This window comes from Cellulomonas sp. Leaf334 (assembly GCF_001424195.1).
Classification (GTDB): domain Bacteria; phylum Actinomycetota; class Actinomycetes; order Actinomycetales; family Cellulomonadaceae; genus Cellulomonas.
This window is the reverse complement of record NZ_LMOO01000007.1, coordinates 327981-349490: the sequence shown is the minus strand read 5'-3', so window position 1 is coordinate 349490 and position 21510 is coordinate 327981. Positions and strand designations below refer to the sequence as shown.

Below are 21510 nucleotides of genomic sequence, written 5' to 3'. Positions count from 1 at the left end.
TCCGGTCATGGCCCGGCCCGCACCGATGCAGACCGTCGAGCTCGTCGAGCTGGACGACGACGCAGCGCCGCTGCCTGCCGTCGCCCGGTTGAGCAGGGCGGACCGGTGGCGGATCGTCCGGCGCTGGGCTCCCGCCCCGGTCGCGCTGCTGCTGGTGCTGGGCGGGATGCAGGCCCTCGACGTCGCCCGGGACCGGGCTGCGCTCGACGCGCTGAGTGAGGTCCCCGGCGTGGTGCGGCCGGTCGACCAGGACGTCCGCGTGCTCTGGACCGTGGACGAGGACCTGGCGTCGCTCTTCTGGTGGGACCTCCGCGCGGACGGGACGATCATCGGCCTGGAGCGGCCGGCCGACGGATCCCAGGCGTTGGTGTCCGTCGACGAGCGGACCGGCGAGCGACGGTGGACCACCCCCTTGGCGCCGGCCCACCCGGTCGGGAGCGCCGGGGGCCAGATCGGCGGCTGCGCGCAGGTGCCGCACGTGTCCGGCCGGGTGGCGTGCCTGGTGAGCGACGGTGTCGTCACCTACACGGAGGGGGTCGCCCATCCGGTGCCGGGCGAGCTCAGCACGGTCGTCGTGCTCGACACCGCCGACGGGTCCGTCGTCGGGGAGCACCCGGCGCCCGGGGCCGTCGCGTTCGCCGTGCTGCCGGATGCGGCGGTCGTGGCGGTCGCGGGTGCCGACGACGCGGTCACGCTCGTCGCGACCGGGCTGCTCGACGGCGAGCCGAGGTGGACCACGACGGTGCCCGCGCCGACCGGGCAGGGCGACGGCGTGTTCCTGGACGGGAGCATCGCCCTGTTCGGCACGGTCGACGGCCTCGGCGCCGTCGTGTCACCCGGGCGGATGTTCCTCCTCGACCGGGAGGGAGAGGTGGTCCGCGACGACATCGACGCGGGCGCAGGCTGGGAGGTCGACAAGGTCACGCGTTCGGTGGCGGCGTTGTCGGTCGAGCCCGGCGGGGACCAGTCGACGACGTTCGTCGGCCGTGACCGGTCCGACGTGACGATCCCCGGGAGGCGCGTGTCGCTGTCCGCCGACGACGGCAGCGTGCCCGGGCTCGTGCTGATGTCCGACTCGACCCTGCGGGCCTACGACCGCGGGAGCCCGGAGCCGCGCTGGTCCCTCCCGGACCTGAGGGCGGACACCGCGCTGGTGCTGCGTGGGCGCGTGTACGTCAGCTCCGGACGCGGGCTGGCCGCGGTCGACGCCGGCACCGGCGAGGAGCTGTGGCGGACCCGGGTGCCCGACGGGCGGAGCGTGGGAGGCCTGGTCACCGACGGCCGTCACCTGCTCAGCAGCCAGCAGCGGCCGGACACGGCGAGCACCGACACGACGGAGGGGTTCCCGAGCATCGGGGAGCTCGCCGCGTACCGGCTGGACGACGGGACCGAGGACTGGCGGGTCGACCTCCCCGACGGCCTGACGGGAGTCTGGGCGACCGGGTCGACGCTGCTGGCCTGGGGTGAGGCCGGCGCGTCGGTCCTCGGCTGACTGGTCCGTCCGGGTGATCGCGTCTGCCGGGCAACCGTTCCGCGGACAGGGGGGATCCCGCTCCGCTAGCGTGCGCGTCGGTCCCGGCTGACAGCACGTCGGGCAGGGGTGCCCGAGGAGTCCCGTGATCCGCTACCTGCCGTTCCTGATCGAGATCGCCCTGCTGGTCTACTGCCTCATCGACTGCATCCAGACCGACGTCCCGCGGAACCTGTCGAAGACCACCTGGGTGTTCGTCATCATCCTGCTGCCGGTGGTCGGCGGGATCGCGTGGCTCGTTGCGGGGCGCCCGGAGCGACAGGCCGCGCGGAACGTGCCCTGGCCGTCGACGCAGACCGCGGGATTCCCGGAGTACGAGCGGCCGCGCACGACGTCCCCGGACGACGACCCGGACTTCTTGGCGGGCATGCGGACGTCGGACGACAAGCACGAGAAGATGCTCAAGGACTGGGAGGCGCAGCTGCGCGACCGGGAGCAGCAGCTCAAGGCCGACGAGCCGCGCGACCAGGCCTGACGGCTCGGGGCGCCGTGACGGGCGGATAATCCGGGCATGCGACGGCGCCAGGGCATGGCGGCGGTCGAGCTCGTCGAGCCCGACGACGCTCCCGCGCGCCCGGCCGAGCCGGGTTCACGGCACCGGTCGCGGCGGTGGCTGCTCGTGTCCGCGGTCGCCGTGGTCGTCGTGCTCGTCGGCGCGCAGGTCGTCGTGGAGCTGCGGGAACGGGCTGCGGTCGCGGTCTTGGCGCAGGTCGACGGCGTCGTGCGACCCGTCGACGAGGACGTGCGCATCCTGTGGACGCTGGACCCCGGCATCGAGTGGGTGCCGTCGTCGGGGGTGGCCGGCGGCGTCCTCGTCGGACTGGAACGGGCGGGGAACGGGTCGCAGGCCCTCGTCGCCGTCGACGAGCTGACCGGCGAGCACCGCTGGACGACCCCGCTCGTGGGCGCGCACGCCGTGGCGCGGACGGACGACGGGTTCGAGCAGGTCGGTGGCTGCGTCGTGGCAGCGGGGGACGACGAACGCGTCGCGTGCCTCGTCTCGGACGCGTACCTGGCGTACCGCGAGGCGGAGAACGTGCTCGTCCCGTCGCAGCTGAGCCGGCTGGTGGTCGCGGACCTCGCTGACGGTTCGATCGTGGCCGACCGGGACGTGCCCGGCGCGGTGGCGTTCGCGGTGCTCCCGGGAGCCGTCGCGGTCGGCGTCCCCCGCTCCGACGGCGCGCTCGTCGTCACCGCGACGGACCTGCTGACCGGCCGGCAGCAGTGGCAGTCGGTCGTGCCGCCGGGCGAGGTCGAGCCCGACGAGGGTGGGTTCCTCGACCGGTCCATCACGCTGCTCCGCACCGACGACGGGCTCGCCGTCGTGACGGCCGGACGCCGGGTCTCGTTGCTCGACGGCGACGGTGGTCCCGTGCGCACCGTGCTCGACGCCAGCAACGGCGTCGCGGCGGACGCACGGCTGGGCATCGTCGCCGCGTTCTCGCAGGACGACGAAGGGCGCGAGACGACCACCGTGCTCGGGGCCGGTCCAGACCTCGTGCTCCCGGGGCGGCTCGCGCGCGTCTCGGCCGACGACGGCAGCCTGGACGACCTGGTGCTCGCGGCCGGCTCGAGGATCCGCGCGTACGACCGGTCCTCGGGGCGCGAGCTGTGGGACGTCGGGCACGGACTGTCGGGTGCGGCGGTCGTGGCACGCGGTCGGGTGTACCTGAGCACCCCCGACGGTGTCGTCGCGGTCGACGGGCGCAGCGGGACCGAGCTCTGGCGGGCGCCCGTGCTCCCGGGGCGGACGATGGGCGACCTGGTGACCGACGGGCACCACGTGCTCAGTGCGCAGCAGCGCCCCGACGAGCCGGGTGCCGCGACGGCGCTGAACGACTGGCCGGGCGTCGGGGAGCTCGTGGCCTACCGGTTCGACGACGGCGGTGAGGACTGGCGCGTCGACCTGCCCGGGACCCTGCTCGGCGTGGCGTCCCTCGGGCACAACCTCGTCGGCTGGGGGAGCTCGGGCGCCGTCCTCGGCTGAGGGGCGTCAGGACAGGTCGCGCAGCCAGCGCACCGTCGCGACGCCCTGCGCGGCCTGGAACCGGCGCAGGTTCGGGATGCCCAGGGGTGCGGGCTGACGCGAGCTCCACGCGAAGTAGCCGGAGAGGCCCGCCAGGCCCGCCCGCAGGTCGTCGTCGTGCACCCCGTCCGACACGGGGTGCTCGCGGAAGATGGTCGCCGGGTCACCGCCACCCTGGAGCGCGACGCTCGGCAGCATGAAGGCCAGGTCGAGCCACGGCGCACCGACGCTCGCGTGCGGCCAGTCGATGAGCCAGACGCGGTGCTGGTGGTCGGGGTCGATCATGACGTTGTCGGCGCGCAGGTCACCGTGCACGAGAGAGTCCCCGGCGCACACGCGCAGCGACTCCTGCTCCCAGCGGACCAGCTGCTCGACGTTCCCGAGCGCCCACCGGCCGATGTCGCCCGCACGGTCGGCGTACCGCTCCTGCGTCTCACGGTCGAGCGCGCGCAGCTTGCGCCAGCCGGTGAAGTCCTCGGACAGCTGGTCGTCCGTGCGCGGCAGCGTGTGCCCGGGCAGCGGCTCGGCATCTGCGAGCGCTCCCACGGCGTCGGAGACGGCGCGCAGGTCCTCTGGTCGCCACGGCAGCTCGGGCGAGCGGCCGTGCACCACCTCGAACCCGAGGATGACCCAGTCGCCGTCGTCGGAGAACCACAGCAGCCGCGGCGCGGGGACCTGCGGCGGCAGCGCGCGAGACACCCGCATCTCGGCGCGCGCGAGGTCGGGAGAGATCGGGTTCTGCTCGCCGGACACGGCCTTCACGAAGACGCCCCGCCCGTCGGCGAGCTCGAGCACGGCGGCGAAACCGGGGCTGAACCCGCTGGTCGCGCTGATCTCCGCGGTGACCTGAGCGCCCGCCAGCTCGGCGATCCGGGCCCGCACGTGCCGGGGGAGGTCACGCCAGTCCAGCCGCTGGCCGCTGAAGGCGAGCGGGAGGGCAATGACGTCGTCGGCACTCACGCGGCACATCCTGCCAGTTGGCGAGCGGCCCCCGGAGGGTGATCCCACGCGCCTTGCGGTCGGGAGTTGTGGAGGTCGTTCGTAGACTGGAGCCGATGAGCGTGTATCTCGACCATGCGGCGACCACGCCCATGCTCCCGGAGGCCGCGCGGGTGCTCGCCGAGCAGCTCGTGCGCACCGGCAACCCCTCGTCCCTGCACGCGTCCGGCCGGGCGGCCCGTCGCGTGGTCGAGGAGGCCCGCGAGCGGCTCGCCGCGGCACTCGGCGCACGGCCGAGCGAGGTCGTCTGGACCTCGGGCGGCACGGAGGCGGACAACCTCGCGATCAAGGGGATGTTCTGGGCCCGACGCAACCAGGACAAGCAGCGGCGACGCCTCCTGGTGTCCGCCGTGGAGCACCACGCGGTGCTCGACCCCGCGTTCTGGATGGCCGAGCACGCCGGTGCGGAGCTGGTCCTCCTGCCGGTCGACGGCGACGGGGCCGTCGAGGTCGACGCGCTGCGCGAGGAGCTGGAGCGCAGCGGCGACCAGGTCGCGCTGATCTCGGTGATGTGGGCGAACAACGAGGTCGGCACCCTGCAGCCGCTGGACGACGTGGTCGCGCTCGCGCGCCGGTACGGGGTCCCTGTGCACGCGGACGCGGTGCAGGCCGTCGGTCAGGTGCCCGTCGACTTCGGCGCGTCGGGGCTCGACGCGATGACGATCAGCGGTCACAAGGTGGGTGGACCGGGCAGCGCCGGGGCGCTCCTGGCCCGGCGCGGGCTCGACCTGACACCGGTGCTGCACGGGGGAGGGCAGGAGCGCGGGGTGCGGTCCGGCACGCTCGACGCCGCGCTGCTCGCGTCGTTCGGGCTGGCCGTCGAGGAGTCGGTCCGCGGCCGCGAGGAGTTCGCCGTCCGGGTGGGCGCCCTCCGGGACACGCTCGTCGCGCGGGTGCAGGACGTGGTCCCCGACGCCGTGCTGCGCGGACCGCGGGACCCCTCGCGACGGCTGCCCGCCAACGCCCACTTCACGTTCCCCGGCTGCGAGGGCGACTCGCTGCTCTACCTGCTGGACTCCGCCGGCATCGAGGCGTCGACGGGGTCGGCGTGCCAGGCGGGCGTGCCCCGGCCCAGCCACGTCCTGCTGGCGATGGGGGTCGACGAGGTCGCCGCGCGCGGTGCGCTGCGGTTCAGCCTCGGGCACCCGTCGACCGCCGCCGACGTCGACGCGCTGCTGGCGGCCCTGCCGGGCGTTGTCGACCGGGCCCGCGCCGCCGGGCTCGCGACCGTCGGGTCGGTGCGCTGATGCGCGTGCTGGCCGCCCTGTCGGGAGGCGTCGACTCCGCGGTCGCCGCGGCCCGCGCGGTCGACGCCGGGCACGACGTCGTCGGCGTGCACATGGCCCTGTCCCGCACGCGCGACCAGTTCCGCACGGGATCGCGCGGGTGCTGCTCGATCGAGGACGCCGGGGACGCCCGCCGGGCGGCAGACGTTCTCGGCATCCCGTACTACGTGTGGGACCTGTCCGAGCGGTTCGAGGAGACCGTCGTCGCGGACTTCGTCGCCGAGTACGAGGCCGGCCGCACCCCGAACCCGTGCGTGCGCTGCAACGAGCACATCAAGTTCGCGACGCTCCTGGACAAGGCCGTCGCGCTCGGGTTCGACGCCGTCTGCACCGGTCACTACGCCCGCATCGAGACCCGTCCCGACGGCACCCGGGAGCTGCACCGCGCCCGGGACGTGGCCAAGGACCAGTCCTACGTGCTCGCCGTGATGGGTCCCGAGCGCCTCGCGCGGTCGATATTCCCGCTCGGCGACGTGGCCTCCAAGGAAGAGACGCGCGCCGAAGCGGCCGCCCGCGGGCTGTCCGTGTCCGCCAAGCCGGACTCCTACGACATCTGCTTCGTCGCCGACGGGGACACCCAGGGCTTCCTGCGCTCGCGGCTCGGGTCGCAGCCCGGCGAGATCGTCGACGGCTCCGGCGCCGTGCTCGGGCAGCACGACGGGGCGTACGCGTTCACCGTCGGGCAGCGCAAGGGCCTCTCCATCGGCCGGCCTGCGCCCGACGGCAAGCCGCGGTACGTGCTGTCGGTCGAGCCGGTCAACAACCGGGTCGTCGTCGGGTCCGCCGACGAGCTCGCGGTGCAGTCGGTCGAGGCCGACCGCGCGGTCTGGTTCGCCGACGCGGACGGCACCTTCGCGTGCTCGCTGCAGGTCCGCGCCCACGGTTCTGCCGTACCCGCGAGGGCCACCGTGCGCGACGGGACCGTCGAGGTGGTGCTCGACTCGTCGGGTGACCTCCGCGGTGTGGCCCCCGGCCAGTCGGCCGTGCTCTACGACGGCACCCGCGTGCTCGGCCAGGCCACCGTCACCGCCGCGCAACGCGCCACCGCCGGCGTCGCCCGGTGACCGGCGGGCGACCGGGTGTCACGGGGACCGGCCCGTGGCCCGGCCTGGACGTGCTCGAGGCGCAGACCGTCGTCGTCGGCGACCTCGTCGACACCCCGTCCGAGGTGGCCGGGCTGCCCTTCACGGTGACCCTCGCCGAGCGCGGGCCCTGGGCCGACCGGGTCGGTCGCTCCGCAGCGCTGCTCGCCGAGCTGCCCACCGAGCTGGGCCCGCACGGCTGGAAGCTCGCCGACCGCCCCAGCCGCGACCTCGCCCGTGCGCAGGCCTACGCGCGGGAGGACATCGACGCGCTCGCGGTCGCGGGCCACGGCTGGTCCGGACCGCTCGTCGTGCCCGTGCTCGGTCCGATGACCCTCGCCGCGTCCCTCTACCTCTCGCGCGGGGACCGGGTGGTCTCCGACGCCGGTGCCGTCCGCGAGCTCGCCGCATCGCTGTCCGCGGGACTGGCCGAGCACCTCGCCGCGGTCCGCCGCTCGGTGCCGGGCGCCGAGGTGACCGTGCTGCTCCACGAGCCCCTGCTCGCGCAGGTCATGGCGGGCGTGCTGCCGTCGTTCTCGGGCTACTCCGCGCTGCGCTCCGTCCCCGGTCCCGTGGCGGCCGAGCGCATCGGCGAGGTGGCCCGCGCACAGGACGGTGCCCGCGTGGTCGTGCACGGCGGCACCGCCTGGACCTCCCTGGGTGCGATCCGCGCCGCCGAGGTCGACGGGTTCGCGCTCGCCGTCCCGGCGCTCGACGAGCGCAGCTGGGAGAAGGTCGCCGAGGTGATCGAGGGCGGCCTCGCGTTCTGGCCCGAGCTCGCGCCGCAGGCGTCGTCGCAGTGCGCCGGTCCCGACGTGGCCGGCCAGGCCGATACGCTCACCCGGCCGTGGCGGTCCGTGGGGCTGCCGATGGCGGGGCTGCGCGACGTCGTGCTCCTCGCCGGGGACATCACCGGGAAGGGCAGCCCGGACGACGCCCGCGCCGTGCTGGCCGGACTGGTCAGGGCCGCGAGGATCGTGGCCGAACGAGCGGAGGCATGACGGTGGCCGCACAGCCGAGCGTGAAGCGTGCACTGACGCTGCTCGTCGGGTCCGGGGCGGCGATCGTCGGGATGGTGCTCCTCGTCATCTGCTACACCGGCATCGGCGTGACCACTCTGACCGCCACGAAGGACGACCCCGACCCGTGCGTCGAGGCCTTCGCGGCCGGGACCGACTCCGCGTCCGTGCGCTACACCGTCGTCCCGCCGCAGGCCATCTGCACGTGGGACGTCGACGGGGAGCCGACCGAGGTCGTCGTGGCCGCAGCGTCCGTCCCGCTGTTCGCCGCCGGCGCGGTGCTCGCCGTGGGTGGCGTGCTGGTGTGCGGGGTGCTCGTCGTCGGGCCGTGGTTGCGGCGCCGACGGGACGCATCGGCACGCGGCTCGGCCTGAGCTCGACCCACCGGCGTGGACGGCGCGGGTGTGGGCGGTGCGCGAGAGGATGTGCGGGTGAGCGACGAAGCACCCGCGCCCGTGAGCGCGTCCGCCGAGACCGAGATCCCCGCGCAGGCCCGGCATCGCTGGGCCGAGCTGGCCGCCCTGATCGAGGCGGACCAGTTCGCGTACTACATCCGCGACGCGCCCACGTCGTCGGACAAGGAGTACGACGAGCGGCTGCGGGAGCTGCAGGCGCTGGAGGACGAGCATCCGGGGCTGCGGACCCCCGACTCGCCGACGCAGCGGGTCGGCGGCACGTTCTCGACGGAGTTCGCGTCGGTCCAGCACGTCGAGCGGATGCTCTCGCTGGACAACGCGTTCTCCGACGAGGACATCAGCACCTGGGCGGGTCGGCTGCACCGGGATCTGGAGTGGGACGTCGACACTGAGATCCACTACCTGTGCGAGCTGAAGATCGACGGGCTCGCCATCGCGCTCCTGTACGAGAAGGGGCGGCTCGTCCGGGCGGCGACGCGCGGCGACGGGCGCACCGGCGAGGACGTGACGTTGAACGTCCGGACCATCTCGACGATCCCGGACGTGCTCGGCGGGGACCCCGCGACGCACCCGGAGCGCATCGAGATCCGCGGTGAGGTGTTCCTGCCGGTCGCGGCGTTCGCCGAGCTGAACGCGTCGCAGGTGGAGGCGGGAAAGAGCCCGTTCGCCAACCCGCGCAACGCGGCGGCCGGGTCGCTGCGGCAGAAGGATCCCCGGGTCACGGCGTCGCGGGACCTGCGGATGTACGCGCACGGCATCGGAGCGCTGGTCTGGGGTGCGGGGCAGGGGACCGGGATCGAGCGGCAGTCGCAGGTCTACGACCTGCTGGCCGGCTGGGGTGTGCCGGTCTCGGGGCACACGCGCATCGTCGAAGGGCTCGACGGGGTGCGGGAGATGATCGCGTACTACGGCGAGCACCGGCACGACGTCGAGCACGAGATCGACGGCATCGTGATGAAGGTCGACGAGATCGCGCTGCAGCGCCGCCTCGGGTCGACCAGCCGTGCACCGCGATGGGCGATCGCGTACAAGTACCCGCCCGAGGAGGTGAACACCAAGCTCCTCGACATCCGCGTGAACGTCGGGCGCACGGGGCGCGTGACGCCCTACGGCGTGATGGAGCCGGTGTTCGTGTCGGGGTCGACCGTCGAGATGGCGACGCTGCACAACGCGAGCGAGGTCGCGCGCAAGGGCGTGCTCATCGGGGACACGGTGGTGCTGCGCAAGGCCGGGGACGTGATCCCGGAGATCGTCGGACCCGTGGTCGACCTGCGCGACGGCACCGAGCGTGCGTTCGTCATGCCGACCGAGTGCCCCTCGTGCGGCACCCCGCTGGCGCCCGCCAAGGAGGGCGACGTCGACATCCGCTGCCCCAACCAGCGGTCCTGCCCGTCGCAGCTGCGCGAGCGGCTGTTCCACGTCGCGTCCCGCGGGGCGTTCGACATCGAGGCGCTCGGCTGGGAGGCGGCCAGCGCGCTGCTGACCGCCGGAGTCGTCACGGACGAGGGTGACCTGTTCGCGCTCGACGCCGACGCGCTGCGCAAGGTTCCGCTGTTCACGCTCTCGGCCCGCTCCAAGGTGGCCGGCGCCGTGCGCGAGGCGGGGGACCTCAACGCGACCGGTGCGGCGCTGCTGGGCAACCTGGAGAAGGCCAAGGAGGCCGCGCTCTGGCGGGTGATCGTGGCGCTGTCGATCCGGCACGTCGGACCCACCGCCGCGCGGGCGCTCGCGCAGCACTTCGCGTCGGTGCCGGCGATCGCGGTCGCGACGGAGGAGGAGATCGCCGCCGCCGAGGGCGTGGGCCCGACGATCGCCGCCGCGGTGGTGTCCTGGTTCGAGCAGCCGGGCGAGGACGACAAGTGGCACGCGGCGATCGTCGAGAAGTGGGCCGCTGCCGGCGTGCGGATGACCGAGGAACGTGACGAGTCGGCGCCGCGCACGCTCGAAGGACTGACCGTCGTGGTCACCGGAGGGCTGGAGCGGTTCAGCCGGGACGGTGCGAAGGAGGCGATCCTGGCGCGCGGCGGCAAGTCGGCGGGGAGCGTCTCCAAGAAGACGGACTACGTGGTGGTCGGGGAGAACGCCGGCTCCAAGGAGGCCAAGGCGCGCGAGCTCGGGCTGCGGATCCTCGACGAGGCCGGGTTCGAGCGGCTGCTGGCCGAGGGGCCGGCGGGTGTGGGAGACACCCCGGCGGACGGGCCGGCCGGCGACGATGACGCCTGACGTGCTCGGCGGCCGACCAGCGGGAGGTGCGGCGTGACCGGTGCCGTGGTCCGCGTGGCGGTCGGTGCGCAGGTGGCGGACGCCGGGGCGCTGACCGCCGAGGCGTACCTGGCGGACCGGCTGGTCGGTGCGGAGGAGTCCTACGCCGACGAGCTGCGCGATGCCGAGCGGCGGGCGCGCGAGGCGACGCTGCTGGTCGCGCTGGTCGCGCTGGTCCCGCCGGGGGAGGGTGACGGTGCGAACGACCGTGCCGACGACGACCTGGTGGTCGTCGGCACCGTCACGCTCGCGCCGTACGGCACGTCCTACGCCGAGGTCGCGGAACCGGGGGAGCTGGAGATCCGGATGCTCGCGGTGGCGCCCGAGGCCCGGCGTCGCGGTATCGCCGACCTGCTGATGGCGGCGGCGCTGCGCGAGGCGGTGGCGAGCGGCGCGACGCGGGTGGTGCTGTCGACGCTCGACTCGATGCAGGCTGCTCAGCGCCTGTACCGGCGGCTCGGGTTCGTCGCGGTGCCGGAGCGCGACTGGGGCCACGTCGAGGTGCACCTTCGGGTGCACACGTGGACGCCGCCGGACGCGCCCGGTGCACTGGTCGAGCTCGCGACGTGGCCGCCGGCCCGGGTGGTCGACGTGGACGGGTGGCGGGTCGGGCTGTCCGGCGGGCTGACCCGCCGCGCGAACAGCGTCCTACCGCTCGGCACCCCGCCGGACGTCACGGCGACGCTCGACCGCGTGGAGGAGCTCTACGCCGAGCAGGGGCAGCCGTCGATCGTGCGGGTGTGCCGGGCGTCGCCCCGGGGCCTGGACGACCTGCTCGCGCTGCGCGACTACGAGGTGATGTCCCGGACCGACGTGCTCGTGCGGGATCTCGACGGGATCGATCCTCACCACGGCACGGTCCGCACGAGCGCTGGACCGGTGCGGGTGTCCGTCGCCGACCGCCCCGACGACGAGTGGCTCGCGGCGTGGTCGGGGTCGAAGGCCCGGCTGCACGCCACCGGAGCCGCGGCGGAGGCGGATGCTACGAGCCTCCGGCTGGCCCGCAGCGTGCTCGGTGGGGCGCCCGCGGTCTACCTCACGGCGACCGACGCGACGGGACTGGTCGGAGTCATCCGCGCCGCGTTCGCGGAGGAGTGGGTCGCGCTGTCGTGCCTCGTCGTCGCGCAGGCCGCCCGCCGCCGCGGGCTCGGGCGGTACCTCACCGAACGTGCGCTCGACGAGGGTGCGCGGCGGGGTGCCCGGCGTGCGTTCCTCCAGGTCGAGGCCGAGAACGCGGCCGCCGGTGCGCTCTACACGGCGCTGGGTTTCCAGCCGGCCGAGAGGTACGTCTACCGGGAGCGGAGCTAGGCGAAGTAGGTGGCGAGGCGTTCGGCCGCGTCCTCGTCCCCGTCGACGGTCGCCTCGCCGGAGGTGATGACGTCGGCCAGGGTGCGGTCGCCCGACACGATCGCATCGAGCGCGCGAGGGTTGGTCGTGATCGTGGCGTCCGGCCCGTCGGCTGATCCGCGCGCGACGTCGACACGCCCGTCGTGGAGCCGGACGGTGAACCGGTACGCGTCGAGTCGCAGCTCGTAGGTGGCGGGCGGGTCGGTGTGGGTGAGCTGTGCCCCCAGCGAGAGGATCACCGAGTCGACGCCGAGGTGGCCGTCGCGGGGCAGGGTGGGGGAGCGGATGCCCCAGGTGCCGAGCGCGAGGACCACGGGTTCGAGCTCGGCGCCGCGAGGAGTCAGCGCGTACACGGCCACCGCGGCCGGCGGTGGCAGGGTGGCGCGCTCGACGATCCCCTCGGACTCGAGCTCGCGGAGCCGTTGGCTGAGGATGTTCGCGCTGACCCCCGGCAGGCCCGCGCGCAAGTCGGTGAAGCGCTTGGGCCCCAGCAGCAGCTCCCGGACGACGAGGAGAGCCCACCGTTCCCCGACGAGGTCGAGCGCGTGGGCGATCCCGCAGGCGTCGTCGTACGTGCGTGTCATGGAGACATACTAAGTGGTTGTTATTTCTAACTAAACAGTCCTACTGTGCAACATGCCCACGACGCGGATCCTGGCGGTGCTCGGCACGGCGTTCTTCGTCGTCGTCCTCGACAGCACGATCGTCTACGTCGCGCTGCCGTCGATCGCCGACGACCTCGCGTTCGCCTCCGGGGACGTGCAGTGGGTGCTCAGCGCCTACCTCGTGACGTTCGGCGGGCTCCTGCTGTTCGGCGGGCGGGTCGCGGACCTGCTCGGCCGCCGCCGGGTGTTCCTGGTCGGCATCGCGATCTTCACGGCCGCGTCGTTGGTCTGCGGCTCGGCGAGCGCACCGGCGGTGCTCGTCGGCGCTCGCGTCCTGCAGGGGGTGGGCGCGGCGATCATGGCGCCGACGGCGCTCTCGCTGGTGCTGACGACGTTCGAGCCCGGTCCGGAGCGCAACCGGGCGCTCGGCATCTGGGGCGGGATCGGCGGGGTCGGCGGCACGGCCGGGCTGCTGCTCGGCGGGCCGATCACCCAGCTGTGGGGCTGGCAGTGGATCTTCCTGGTCAACCTGCCCGTCGGCGTCGTGCTGCTGGTCGCGTCGCGGCGGCTGCTCCCGAAGGACACCGAGAGGCCGGCCGGCCCCCGTTCCTTCGACCTGACCGGCGCGGCCACCGTGACCGCGTCACTCGTGCTCCTCGTCCTGGCGATCACGGAGGCGTCGTGGCCGGCGCTGGTGGCCGCCGCCCTGCTGATGGCGGTCTTCGTCGTGGTCGAGCGCCGCACGGTCGCGCCGCTGGTCCCGTGGCGGGTGGTGCGGTCGCGACGGCTCGTCGCCGGGAACGTGCTGCTGCTGGTGGCGGGGATGTGTGTGGACGGCGTCCTTCTGGTGCTGGCGCTCGGCGCGCACGCGTCGGGCACGTCCCCGGTGCAGTTCGGGCTGACCACGGCCGCCATGACCGTCGCCTCGGTGGCCGGGTCCTTCGCCGGGCAGGCCGTCGTCACCCGGGCGGGGGTGCGGACCGTGGCCGTGGCCGGCACGGCGCTGCTCGCGGTGGGCAGCGTCGCGCTGACCGCGCTGCCCCTCGGCGTCGGTCTGGTGGTGTTCGGCGCAGGTCTCGGCGCCGCCTTCGTGAGCGCCCAGATCGCCGCCGTCTCCGGGGTGGCGGACGACGACGCAGGGCTGGCCGCCGGGATCGCGGACACGTCGTTCGCGATCGGTGGCGCGCTCGGCGTCGCGGTGCTCTCGACCGTCGGCGACACCCGCACCGCGCTCGTCGTGGCTGCGGGTGTCGCCGCTGTCGGCGTCGTGGTGGGGACGGTCCTGCGCGCCGACCGCTCGACCGTCAGCGCGGCCGCGTCATGACCTCGAGCGCGTCGAGCAGCGAACGGCGCGCCCCGTCCGTCCCGTCCCGGGGCACGGGCAGGTCGAGGACGACGCGACCGGGCCGTTCCGAGAGCACGAGCACGCGGTCCGCGAGCAGCAGCGCCTCGTCGACGTCGTGCGTCACGAGCACCACGGTCCGCCCGTGGCCGGCGAGGTCGAGGCCCGCCAGCCAGGCGTTCATGCGGCGCCGGGTGATCGCGTCGAGCGCACCGAACGGCTCGTCGAGGAGCAGCACCGGACGCCCGGGCAGGCAGGTCCGGAGCAGCGCGAGGCGCTGCCGCATGCCGCCGGACAGCTCGTGAGGCCACGCCCGCTCGAACCCTGCCAGCCCGAACTCGTCGAACAGCTCGCGCGCCCGAGCCTCGGCGACCGTCCGGTCCTGACCTGCGATCCGGGCGCCGACCAGCGCGTTCGGCAGCGCCCGCCGCCACGGGAGCAGGCCGTCGCGCTGGGGCATCCACGCCGCGGCCGACGGGCAGGCTGTCGCGCCGGTCACCGTCGCGCCGGACGGTGTGAGGCCGGCGAGGATGCGCAGCAGTGTCGACTTGCCGCACCCGGACGGTCCGACGACCGCGACGAACTCGCCCACCCCGACCTGCAGGTCGACGTCGTGGAGTGCGACGACGCCGGGGAACGTGACGGTCAGCCCGGCGACCTCGAGCGCCGGGACGGCCGTGGTCGGCGCCTCAGTCGACAGGGAGGTAGTCATCGGTCCACGCGGCGTCGGTGTCGAAACCAGGGTCGGCGAGGTCGTGGTCCTGGAGGAAGCCGACGAAGTCGTCCCAGACCTTCGCCTCCTGGACGCCCCAGTGCTCGGGGTCGTCGGTGTAGCGGGGTGCGAGCCACTGCGCGCTGAGGGCGAGCAGCTCCTCGTCGATCTCGGGCGCCGCCCCGTGGATCGCGTCGGCGGCGGCCTGCGGTTCGGCGATGGCGTCCTCGTACCCGTGCGTGAGGGCGGCGAGGAAGTCCCGGACCAGCTCGGGGTCGTCGTCGAGGTGCTGCTGCGACGTCGCGACGAGCGGGGTGTACCAGTCGGGGATGCAGTCGGTGTGCTCGATGAACGGGATCGTCGAGACGTCCAGGCCGTCGATCTGCCCGAGCCGGATGGTGTCCCACGCGTCGAACACCCAGGCGGCGTCGAACTGGTGCTCGGTCAGGCCGATCCGGAAGTCGTCGCTCGACAGAGGGGTCAGCTCGACGGCGTCGGGGTCGCCGCCGTCGCACTCGACGAGCGTGCGGATGAGCGCCTCCTCGAGCTCCGAGCCGTACGACCCGTAGGAGTGGCCGGCCAGGTCGCGCGGCCTGGTGATGCCGGACTCGGTCAGGGAGATGAGGCTGGAGGTGTTGTGCTGGATGACGGTAGCCACCGAGACGACCTCGGCGCCCTGCTCACGGGCGGGAACGAGCCCCTCGGCGACGGAGAACGCGAAGTCCGCCTTGCCTGCCGCGAGAAGCTGCAGGCCGGACGTGTCACCGGGCTCGACGATCGTGAGGTCGATCCCCGCGTCGGCGAAGTAGCCGCGCGCCTGCGCGAGGTAGAGGCCGGAGTGGTTGGTGTTCGGCGTCCAGTCGAGGATGACGGACACGGGTCGCAGCGCGGCGTCGTCGGCGGCGACCGCCGTGCAGGCGGTGAGCAGCGAGAGGCTCGCGACGGCAGCGAGGAGACGGGTTCTCATGCGGGGGTCCTTCCGGGACGCGAGGGGAGCGACGGCCGCTGCCACGGCGTGGCGAGCCGCGCGAGGCCGTCGACGAGCAGGAACAGCAGGCCGGTGAGTACGGCCACGAGGGCGACGGCGACGAGGATCTGGTCGACCTCGTAGCCCTTGCGCGAGCGCTGGACGAACACGCCCAGACCGCTCTGGCCGGCGAGGTACTCGGCGACGACGGCCGCGCCGATCGCGTACGTCGCGGCGACGCGCAGGCCACCGAGCGCACCGGGCACGGACGCGGGGAGCTGCACGAGCCAGAACTGGTGCCGGCGGGTGCCGCCCAGCCCGGCGACCATCTCGGCGTGCTCCGCGTCGACGGCGGCCATCGCGGTCACGGCGGCGACGAGCACGGGGAAGAACGCCGTGAGGGCGACGAGCAGCACCTTGGGCAGCAGCCCGAACCCGGCCCACAGGATGAGCAGAGGGGCGAGGACGACGGTCGGCACGGTCTGCGTGAGCGTGACCAGCGGGTAGACGGTGTCCGAGACCAGCGGGAACGCCGCGATGAGCACGGCGAGCAGCAGCCCGACGACGGCCCCGAGCAGCAGCCCGAGACCGGCCTCCGTCAGGGTCGTCGCGACGTCGTCGCCGAGCAGCGGTGCGACCTCGACGGCGGTGCGGGCGACCTGCGACGGCGGCGGCAGGACGAAGGCGGGGAGGTCGGACAGGCGCACCCCGACCTCCCAGCCGACGAGCAGCACGAGGCCGGCCAGCGACGGGGCGACGAGTCGACGCCAGCGGCGCACGGACTCAGGCCCGGAACTTGCCCACGAGGTCCGCGATCGTGGGTCCGGCGTCGTCCTTGCCCTGACCCACCTTGATCACGCTGGAGACCGCCGACGCGCCCGCGAGCACGGTCGCCTCGTGCACGGCGCGCAGCAGGGGCCAGATCTGGTCGGGCGTGCCCTGGACGGTGGTGCCCATGGCGCCGACCTCGTACACGAGGCCGGACTGCTGGATGACGGCGATGGCGGCGTCGACGTAGGCGTACCGGTCGTCGTCGGTCCCGCTCGGGCGGGGAGAGACCTGGATCTGTGCGAGCACGGTGTTCCTCCGGGGTGGGTCGGACCGGGCACACGCAGCACAGGTCCACCCGTCCGGGGACGACGACGACGGAGACCCGGCGACGGCCAGGAGACCGCCCACGCCGCGCTCGGTGGCGCATCCCTCCGCTGGCATTACCCAGTTCAGGTTCTCGGGTCGACGTGCGCTGACACCCTGCGGTGTCGCGGCTCGTCCTCTCAGCCCGACTGTCTCGAGCTCCCCGGCGTTGGCAGGACGAAATCTACCCGACCGGCGGACTGTTGCTCACCGTGTTCCCGCCGTGCGGTCGCTCAGCGGGCAGCCCAGAGCAGCCCGCGCTCGATGATCGTCCGGACCGAGGGCACCTCGAGGTCGGCCAGCAGGTGCCCGGGTGCGCAGACGAACACCCGCCCGGCGCCCCACCGACGCGTCCAGACTGCCGGGGACGTCACGGGCTCGTGCCAGGGGTCGTCGGGACCCGGGGTGATCGTGGTCGTCGCCAGCACGTCGTTGAGGGGGTCGGTCAGCAGCCAGTACTGCTCGGAGCGCAGCGTGAAGTCGTGCACGCCCTCGACGATCGGGTGGTCGCCGGTGATCTCGATGGTGTGCTCGACCAGGGGACCGCCGGGGTGCGCGGCGAACTGGGCGCCGACGAGCTGGAGGTAGTCGGTGGCGATCCGGAACGAGTCCACGATCCCGCCGTGCCAGCCGGCGAACCCGGTGCCGGCCGCGACGGCGGTGCGCAGGCCGCGCAGCTCGTCGGCCAGGATGTCGCCCATGGTCCAGCACTGGACCACGAGGTCGGTGGCAGCCATGAGGTCGGGGTCGGCGTAGGCCTCGAGCGAGCCCTCGACGACGACGTCGAAGTCGTGCTCGCGCAGGAACGGCACGAACAGCTCGGCGGCTTCCTCGGGCGCGTGCCCGTCCCAGCCGCCGCGGACGACGAGGGCGCGACGTTGTGGGGCCACGGCGGGTCTCCTTCTAGCTGATCAGGGCGTCGATCGCGGCGGCGGACAGGACGTGCTCGGAGGCCATCGCGCTCGCCCCGAGCACGCCGGCGCGCCCCTTGGTGCGGGACGCGACGATGCGCAGGTGCTGCGTGGCCAGGGGCAGGGAGCGGCGGTAGACGACCTCGCGGATGCCGGCGAGCAGGTGCTCCCCGGCCTCGGCGACGACACCGCCGATGACGATGACCGACGGGTTCAGCATGCTCACGCACGCGGCGAGGACCTCGCCGATGTGCCGGCCTGCGGCCCGGACCTCGCGGCTGGCGTCGACGTCTCCGGCCCGCACGAGCGCCACGACGTCCGCGCTGGTCGCGGCGTCGGCCAGGGCGTTCGCGATGGCGGGTCCGCTGGCGACGGCCTCGAGGCAGCCGGTGTTGCCGCAGCGGCACGGCAGGTCGAGCCCTCCGGGTACGGCGATGTGCCCGAGGTCGCCGGCTGCGCCCTGCGCACCTCGGCGGATCTGACCGTCGGAGATGATCCCGGCGCCGATGCCGGTGGCGACCTTGACGAAGAGGAGGTGGTCGACGTCGGGCCACTCGGAGGTGTGCTCGCCCAGTGCCATCACGTTGACGTCGTTGTCCACGAGCACCGGGACGCGCAGCTTGCGGGCGAGGAGCCCGGGCACGTCGGCGTCGTCCCAGCCCGGCATGATCGGCGGGTTGATCGGGCGTCCGGTCGAGTGCTCGACGGGCCCCGGCAGGCCCACCCCGACGCTGACCAGGTCGCTGAGCGGGCGGCGCGCGGTGCTGAGCAGCTCGAGTCCCAGCTCGACGACGCGGTCCAGCACGGGGCCGGGGCCCTCGGCGATCGCGATGGGCTCGTGGTGCTCGGCGAGGACAGTCCCGACGAGGTCGGTGAGGGCCAGGCGGGAGTGGGTGGCGCCGAGGTCGACGGCCAGGACGACGCGTGCCGACGGGTTGAACGCGAACGTGGCGGGCGGACGGCCGCCCGTCGAGCTGGCCTCACCGGCGGGCGCGACGAAGCCGGACGCGAGCAGGAGGTCGACGCGGGCGGCGATCGTGGAACGCGCTTGCCCGGTGAGCGTGGCGAGATCGGAACGGGTCCGCGGCTGCCGGTCACGGAGGAGCTGGAACATGTCCCCGGCGCCCGTCGGCCGAGGAGCGAACTTCAGTAGCTCGTCCATGCGCACAGTGAACCATTCCGCCTTCTGTAGGTCACGTTCGTGTAACCGTGCCACACAAGTGGCGACTTTTGCTTGACCGGCGACAGAAGTGGTTCTACGTTCCTGCCCATGGTCAATGCGGACCGAACGGAAGACCCGCCGCTGCTGCAGATGCGCGGGATCGTGAAGCAGTTCCCGGGGGCCCGGGCGCTGGACGGCGTCGACCTGGAGATCCGGGCCGGCGAGGTCCACTGCCTCCTGGGCCAGAACGGCGCGGGCAAGTCCACGCTCATCAAGGTGCTCGCCGGCGCCCACCAGCCGACCGAGGGCGAGATCCTCCTGGACGGCGAGCCCGTCACCATCACGCACCCGGTCGCGGGCCTCAAGCTCGGCATCGCGACGATGTACCAGGAGCTCGACGTCGTCGACGGGCTCTCCGTCGCGGAGAACATCTACCTCGGCCACGAGCTGGCCACCGCCGGGTTCTCGCAGCGTCGCGCCGCGACGGCGAACACCCGTGCACTCCTCACGCGCCTCGGTCACGGAGACCTGTCCCCGCACCGCGAGGTCGGCCAGCTCTCCGCCGCCGGCAAGCAGATCGTCAGCATGGCGCGCGCCCTGTCGCACGACGCCCGGGTGATCGTCATGGACGAGCCGTCCGCCGTCCTCGACGCGGAGGAGGTCACCAACCTGTTCCGCGTGGTCCGCGAGCTCACCGCGTCGGGCGTGGCCGTGGTCTACATCTCCCACCGCCTCGACGAGATCCGGCAGATCGGCGACCGGATCACCGTGCTCAAGGACGGTCGGACCGTCGCGTCGGGCCTGCCGGTCGCCCAGACACCCACCGCCGAGCTCATCAAGCTCATGACCGGACGCAACGTCGAGTACGCCATCCCGCAGCGCGACGCCGTGCCGCCGGACGCCGCGACGGTGCTCCGCGTCGACGGGCTCGGTCTGCGCGGGGCGTTCAGCGACGTGTCGTTCGAGGTGCGGGCCGGCGAGGTCGTCGGGCTCGCCGGGCTCGTCGGATCGGGACGCACCGAGATCCTGGAGACCGTGTTCGGGGCGCGCAAGGCGACCGCCGGGACCGTCCAGATCGAGGACCGTCGGCTGCGCGCCGGGTCGGTCAGCGACGCGGTCACCGCCGGCATCGGCCTGTGCCCCGAGGAGCGCAAGAGCCAGGGCCTGATCCTCGACGAGCCCGTCTACCGCAACATCACGCTCTCGACCTTCGCGCGCACCGCCAAGGCGTCGTTCCTCGACGAGGGCGCCGAGCGCACGGTGGCCCGCGAGCAGATCCAGGCTCTCGACGTGCGGCCGTCCGACCCGGACCGCAGCGCACGCACGCTGTCCGGGGGCAACCAGCAGAAGGTCCTGCTCGCGCGCTGGCTCGTGCACGGCTGCCGGGTCCTGCTGCTCGACGAGCCCACCCGCGGGGTCGACGTCGGCGCCCGCGCCGAGATCTACGGGCTGATCGCCGACCTGGCCGCCCAGGGGGCCGCCGTCGTCGTCGTCTCCAGCGACATCCCGGAGGTGATCGGGCTGTCCGATCGCGTCCTGGTCATCTCCGAAGGGCGCGTGGTCCACGACGGGCCGGCGTCCGACATCGACGAGCACCGCGTGCTCGACCTCGTCATGGAAGGAAGTGCCGCGTGAGCGAGCAGGACGTGACCGTCCCGGCCGCCGACGAGTCGGCCCGGATCGAGAGGGTGGCCAAGCCCTCCCAGAAGCGTAGCGGTCTCCTGACCGGGGCGACCGGACGCAACCTCGGACTGGTGATCGCGCTGGTCGCGCTGTGCATCTTCGGTGTCATCACCGCCGGTGAGCGGTTCGCCAGCATCGACAACCTGCTGACCATCCTGCGGCTCGCGTCGGTGATCGGGGTCCTGTCCATCGGGATGACATTCGTCATCACCGGCGGGGGCATCGACCTGTCGGTCGGCTCCGTCGTCGGGCTGTCGTCGGTGTGGGCCTCCACGCTGGCCACGCAGGCGATGGCGGAGGACTTCCACTGGATCGTCATCGTGCTCTGCGCGCTGGGCGTGGGTCTGGGGGCGGGCGTCATCAACGGCGTCCTGATCGCCTACGGCAAGGTGGTCGCCTTCATCGCGACGCTGGCCATGCTCGTGGCGGCCCGCGGCTTCGCGGAGATCATCGCCAACCGGCGGACCCAGGTCGTCAAGGTCGACTCCTTCCTCGACTTCTTCCGCTCGTCCCCCCTCGGGCTGCCCATGCTGGTCTGGATCTTCCTCGTCGTCGCCGTCGCGGGCTGGTTCCTGCTCAACCGCACGACGTTCGGCCGACGCACCATCGCGGTGGGCGGCAACCCCGAGGCAGCACGCCTGGCGGGCATCAAGGTCAAGCGCCACACGATGTACCTGTACGCCCTCTGTGGTCTGACCGCGGGCATCGGTGGCGTGATGATGCTCGGCCGCACGACGGCCGGCAGCTCCACCAACGGCCAGCTCTACGAGCTCGACGCCATCGCCGCCGTGGTCGTCGGCGGCACCCTGCTCATCGGCGGCCGCGGCACCATCGTCGGCACCGTCCTGGGCGTCCTGATCTTCTCGACGCTCCGCAACGTGTTCACGCAGAACAACCTGTCCATCTCGGCGCAGGCCATCGCGATGGGCGTGATCATCGTCGTCGCCGTGCTGCTCCAGCAGCGCATCGCCGAGCGCTCCCGCGCCGGAACCTGACCTTCACCAGCTCCGCCCCGCACCAGCCCGT

General features: G+C 73.5%; 20 protein-coding genes and 1 riboswitch. Of the genes, 12 read left to right on the top strand and 8 right to left on the bottom strand.

The window, feature by feature from the left end:
* The first annotated feature begins 7 nt into the window (after nucleotides 1-7).
* The 3 genes from ASF78_RS18000 to ASF78_RS17990 all read left to right on the top strand — a co-directional run bounded on the left by ASF78_RS18000 (nucleotide 8) and on the right by ASF78_RS17990 (nucleotide 3518).
* Complete coding sequence (locus ASF78_RS18000) at nucleotides 8-1492, top strand: PQQ-binding-like beta-propeller repeat protein (protein WP_056592707.1); 1485 nt, start codon at nucleotides 8-10, stop codon at nucleotides 1490-1492.
* A gap of 124 nt (nucleotides 1493-1616) precedes the next feature.
* Complete coding sequence (locus ASF78_RS17995) at nucleotides 1617-2006, top strand: PLD nuclease N-terminal domain-containing protein (RefSeq protein WP_056592704.1); 390 nt, start codon at nucleotides 1617-1619, stop codon at nucleotides 2004-2006.
* Between the two features lie 36 nt (nucleotides 2007-2042).
* On the top strand, nucleotides 2043-3518 hold the full coding sequence (locus ASF78_RS17990) for a PQQ-binding-like beta-propeller repeat protein (RefSeq protein WP_156374225.1): 1476 nt from the start codon (nucleotides 2043-2045) through the stop codon (nucleotides 3516-3518).
* Nucleotides 3519-3524: 6 nt separating this feature from the next.
* Here ASF78_RS17990 and ASF78_RS17985 read toward each other — a convergent pair whose 3' ends face one another.
* Nucleotides 3525-4526 (bottom strand): phosphotransferase family protein, encoded by a 1002-nt coding sequence (locus ASF78_RS17985; RefSeq protein ID WP_235518678.1) that lies wholly within the window; start codon nucleotides 4524-4526, stop codon nucleotides 3525-3527.
* A gap of 86 nt (nucleotides 4527-4612) precedes the next feature.
* On the opposite strand from ASF78_RS17985, the gene ASF78_RS17980 reads away from it, so the two are divergent.
* The 6 genes from ASF78_RS17980 to ASF78_RS17955 are packed head-to-tail and all read left to right on the top strand — an operon-like array spanning nucleotide 4613 to nucleotide 11929.
* Nucleotides 4613-5803 (top strand): cysteine desulfurase family protein, encoded by a 1191-nt coding sequence (locus tag ASF78_RS17980; protein ID WP_056592696.1) that lies wholly within the window; start codon nucleotides 4613-4615, stop codon nucleotides 5801-5803.
* Nucleotides 5803-6906 carry a tRNA 2-thiouridine(34) synthase MnmA gene (gene mnmA, locus ASF78_RS17975; protein ID WP_056592693.1) on the top strand — a complete coding sequence of 368 codons (1104 nt, stop codon included), beginning with the start codon at nucleotides 5803-5805 and terminating at the stop codon, nucleotides 6904-6906. The genes ASF78_RS17980 and mnmA overlap by 1 nt, the downstream gene beginning before the upstream one ends.
* On the top strand, nucleotides 6903-7925 hold the full coding sequence (locus ASF78_RS17970) for a hypothetical protein (RefSeq protein ID WP_056592690.1): 1023 nt from the start codon (nucleotides 6903-6905) through the stop codon (nucleotides 7923-7925). Before mnmA ends, ASF78_RS17970 begins: the two co-directional genes overlap by 4 nt.
* Nucleotides 7922-8317 (top strand): hypothetical protein, encoded by a 396-nt coding sequence (locus ASF78_RS17965; protein ID WP_056592688.1) that lies wholly within the window; start codon nucleotides 7922-7924, stop codon nucleotides 8315-8317. Before ASF78_RS17970 ends, ASF78_RS17965 begins: the two co-directional genes overlap by 4 nt.
* A 57-nt stretch (nucleotides 8318-8374) precedes the next feature.
* A complete protein-coding gene (gene ligA, locus ASF78_RS17960) occupies nucleotides 8375-10582 on the top strand; it encodes an NAD-dependent DNA ligase LigA (RefSeq protein ID WP_156374224.1) in 2208 nt (735 codons plus the stop codon).
* 33 nt (nucleotides 10583-10615) lie between these two features.
* Nucleotides 10616-11929 (top strand): GNAT family N-acetyltransferase, encoded by a 1314-nt coding sequence (locus tag ASF78_RS17955; RefSeq protein ID WP_056592685.1) that lies wholly within the window; start codon nucleotides 10616-10618, stop codon nucleotides 11927-11929.
* Here the strand turns inward: ASF78_RS17955 and ASF78_RS17950 are convergent.
* Complete coding sequence (locus ASF78_RS17950; RefSeq protein WP_056592682.1) at nucleotides 11926-12552, bottom strand: helix-turn-helix domain-containing protein; 627 nt, start codon at nucleotides 12550-12552, stop codon at nucleotides 11926-11928. The two genes, ASF78_RS17955 and ASF78_RS17950, sit on opposite strands and share 4 nt — an antisense overlap.
* A gap of 52 nt (nucleotides 12553-12604) precedes the next feature.
* Here ASF78_RS17950 and ASF78_RS17945 point away from each other — a divergent pair, with 52 nt between their 5' ends.
* A complete protein-coding gene (locus ASF78_RS17945) occupies nucleotides 12605-13897 on the top strand; it encodes an MFS transporter (RefSeq protein ID WP_056592679.1) in 1293 nt (430 codons plus the stop codon).
* Here ASF78_RS17945 and ASF78_RS17940 read toward each other — a convergent pair.
* The 6 genes from ASF78_RS17940 to ASF78_RS17915 all read right to left on the bottom strand — a co-directional run bounded on the left by ASF78_RS17940 (nucleotide 13878) and on the right by ASF78_RS17915 (nucleotide 18801).
* Nucleotides 13878-14627, bottom strand: a complete 750-nt coding sequence (locus ASF78_RS17940; protein WP_056592677.1) for an ABC transporter ATP-binding protein — start codon at nucleotides 14625-14627, stop codon at nucleotides 13878-13880. The two genes, ASF78_RS17945 and ASF78_RS17940, sit on opposite strands and share 20 nt — an antisense overlap.
* A complete protein-coding gene (locus ASF78_RS17935; RefSeq protein WP_056592839.1) occupies nucleotides 14605-15594 on the bottom strand; it encodes an ABC transporter substrate-binding protein in 990 nt (329 codons plus the stop codon). The genes ASF78_RS17940 and ASF78_RS17935 overlap by 23 nt, the downstream gene beginning before the upstream one ends.
* Nucleotides 15591-16373 (bottom strand): ABC transporter permease, encoded by a 783-nt coding sequence (locus ASF78_RS17930; RefSeq protein WP_056592674.1) that lies wholly within the window; start codon nucleotides 16371-16373, stop codon nucleotides 15591-15593. Before ASF78_RS17930 ends, ASF78_RS17935 begins: the two co-directional genes overlap by 4 nt.
* A gap of 4 nt (nucleotides 16374-16377) precedes the next feature.
* A complete protein-coding gene (locus ASF78_RS17925) occupies nucleotides 16378-16671 on the bottom strand; it encodes a thiamine-binding protein (RefSeq protein ID WP_056592671.1) in 294 nt (97 codons plus the stop codon).
* 116 nt (nucleotides 16672-16787) lie between these two features.
* Nucleotides 16788-16897, bottom strand: a riboswitch (TPP riboswitch).
* A gap of 64 nt (nucleotides 16898-16961) precedes the next feature.
* Nucleotides 16962-17618 (bottom strand): ThuA domain-containing protein, encoded by a 657-nt coding sequence (locus ASF78_RS17920; protein WP_056592667.1) that lies wholly within the window; start codon nucleotides 17616-17618, stop codon nucleotides 16962-16964.
* Nucleotides 17619-17631: 13 nt separating this feature from the next.
* Nucleotides 17632-18801 carry an ROK family protein gene (locus ASF78_RS17915; protein ID WP_056592664.1) on the bottom strand — a complete coding sequence of 390 codons (1170 nt, stop codon included), beginning with the start codon at nucleotides 18799-18801 and terminating at the stop codon, nucleotides 17632-17634.
* A 108-nt stretch (nucleotides 18802-18909) separates the two neighbouring features.
* On the opposite strand from ASF78_RS17915, the gene ASF78_RS17910 reads away from it, so the two are divergent.
* Entirely contained in the window at nucleotides 18910-20436 is a 1527-nt protein-coding gene (locus ASF78_RS17910; protein WP_056592661.1) for a sugar ABC transporter ATP-binding protein, read from the top strand.
* Complete coding sequence (locus ASF78_RS17905) at nucleotides 20433-21479, top strand: ABC transporter permease (protein WP_082495167.1); 1047 nt, start codon at nucleotides 20433-20435, stop codon at nucleotides 21477-21479. Before ASF78_RS17910 ends, ASF78_RS17905 begins: the two co-directional genes overlap by 4 nt.
* The last annotated feature ends 31 nt before the right edge of the window (nucleotides 21480-21510 follow it).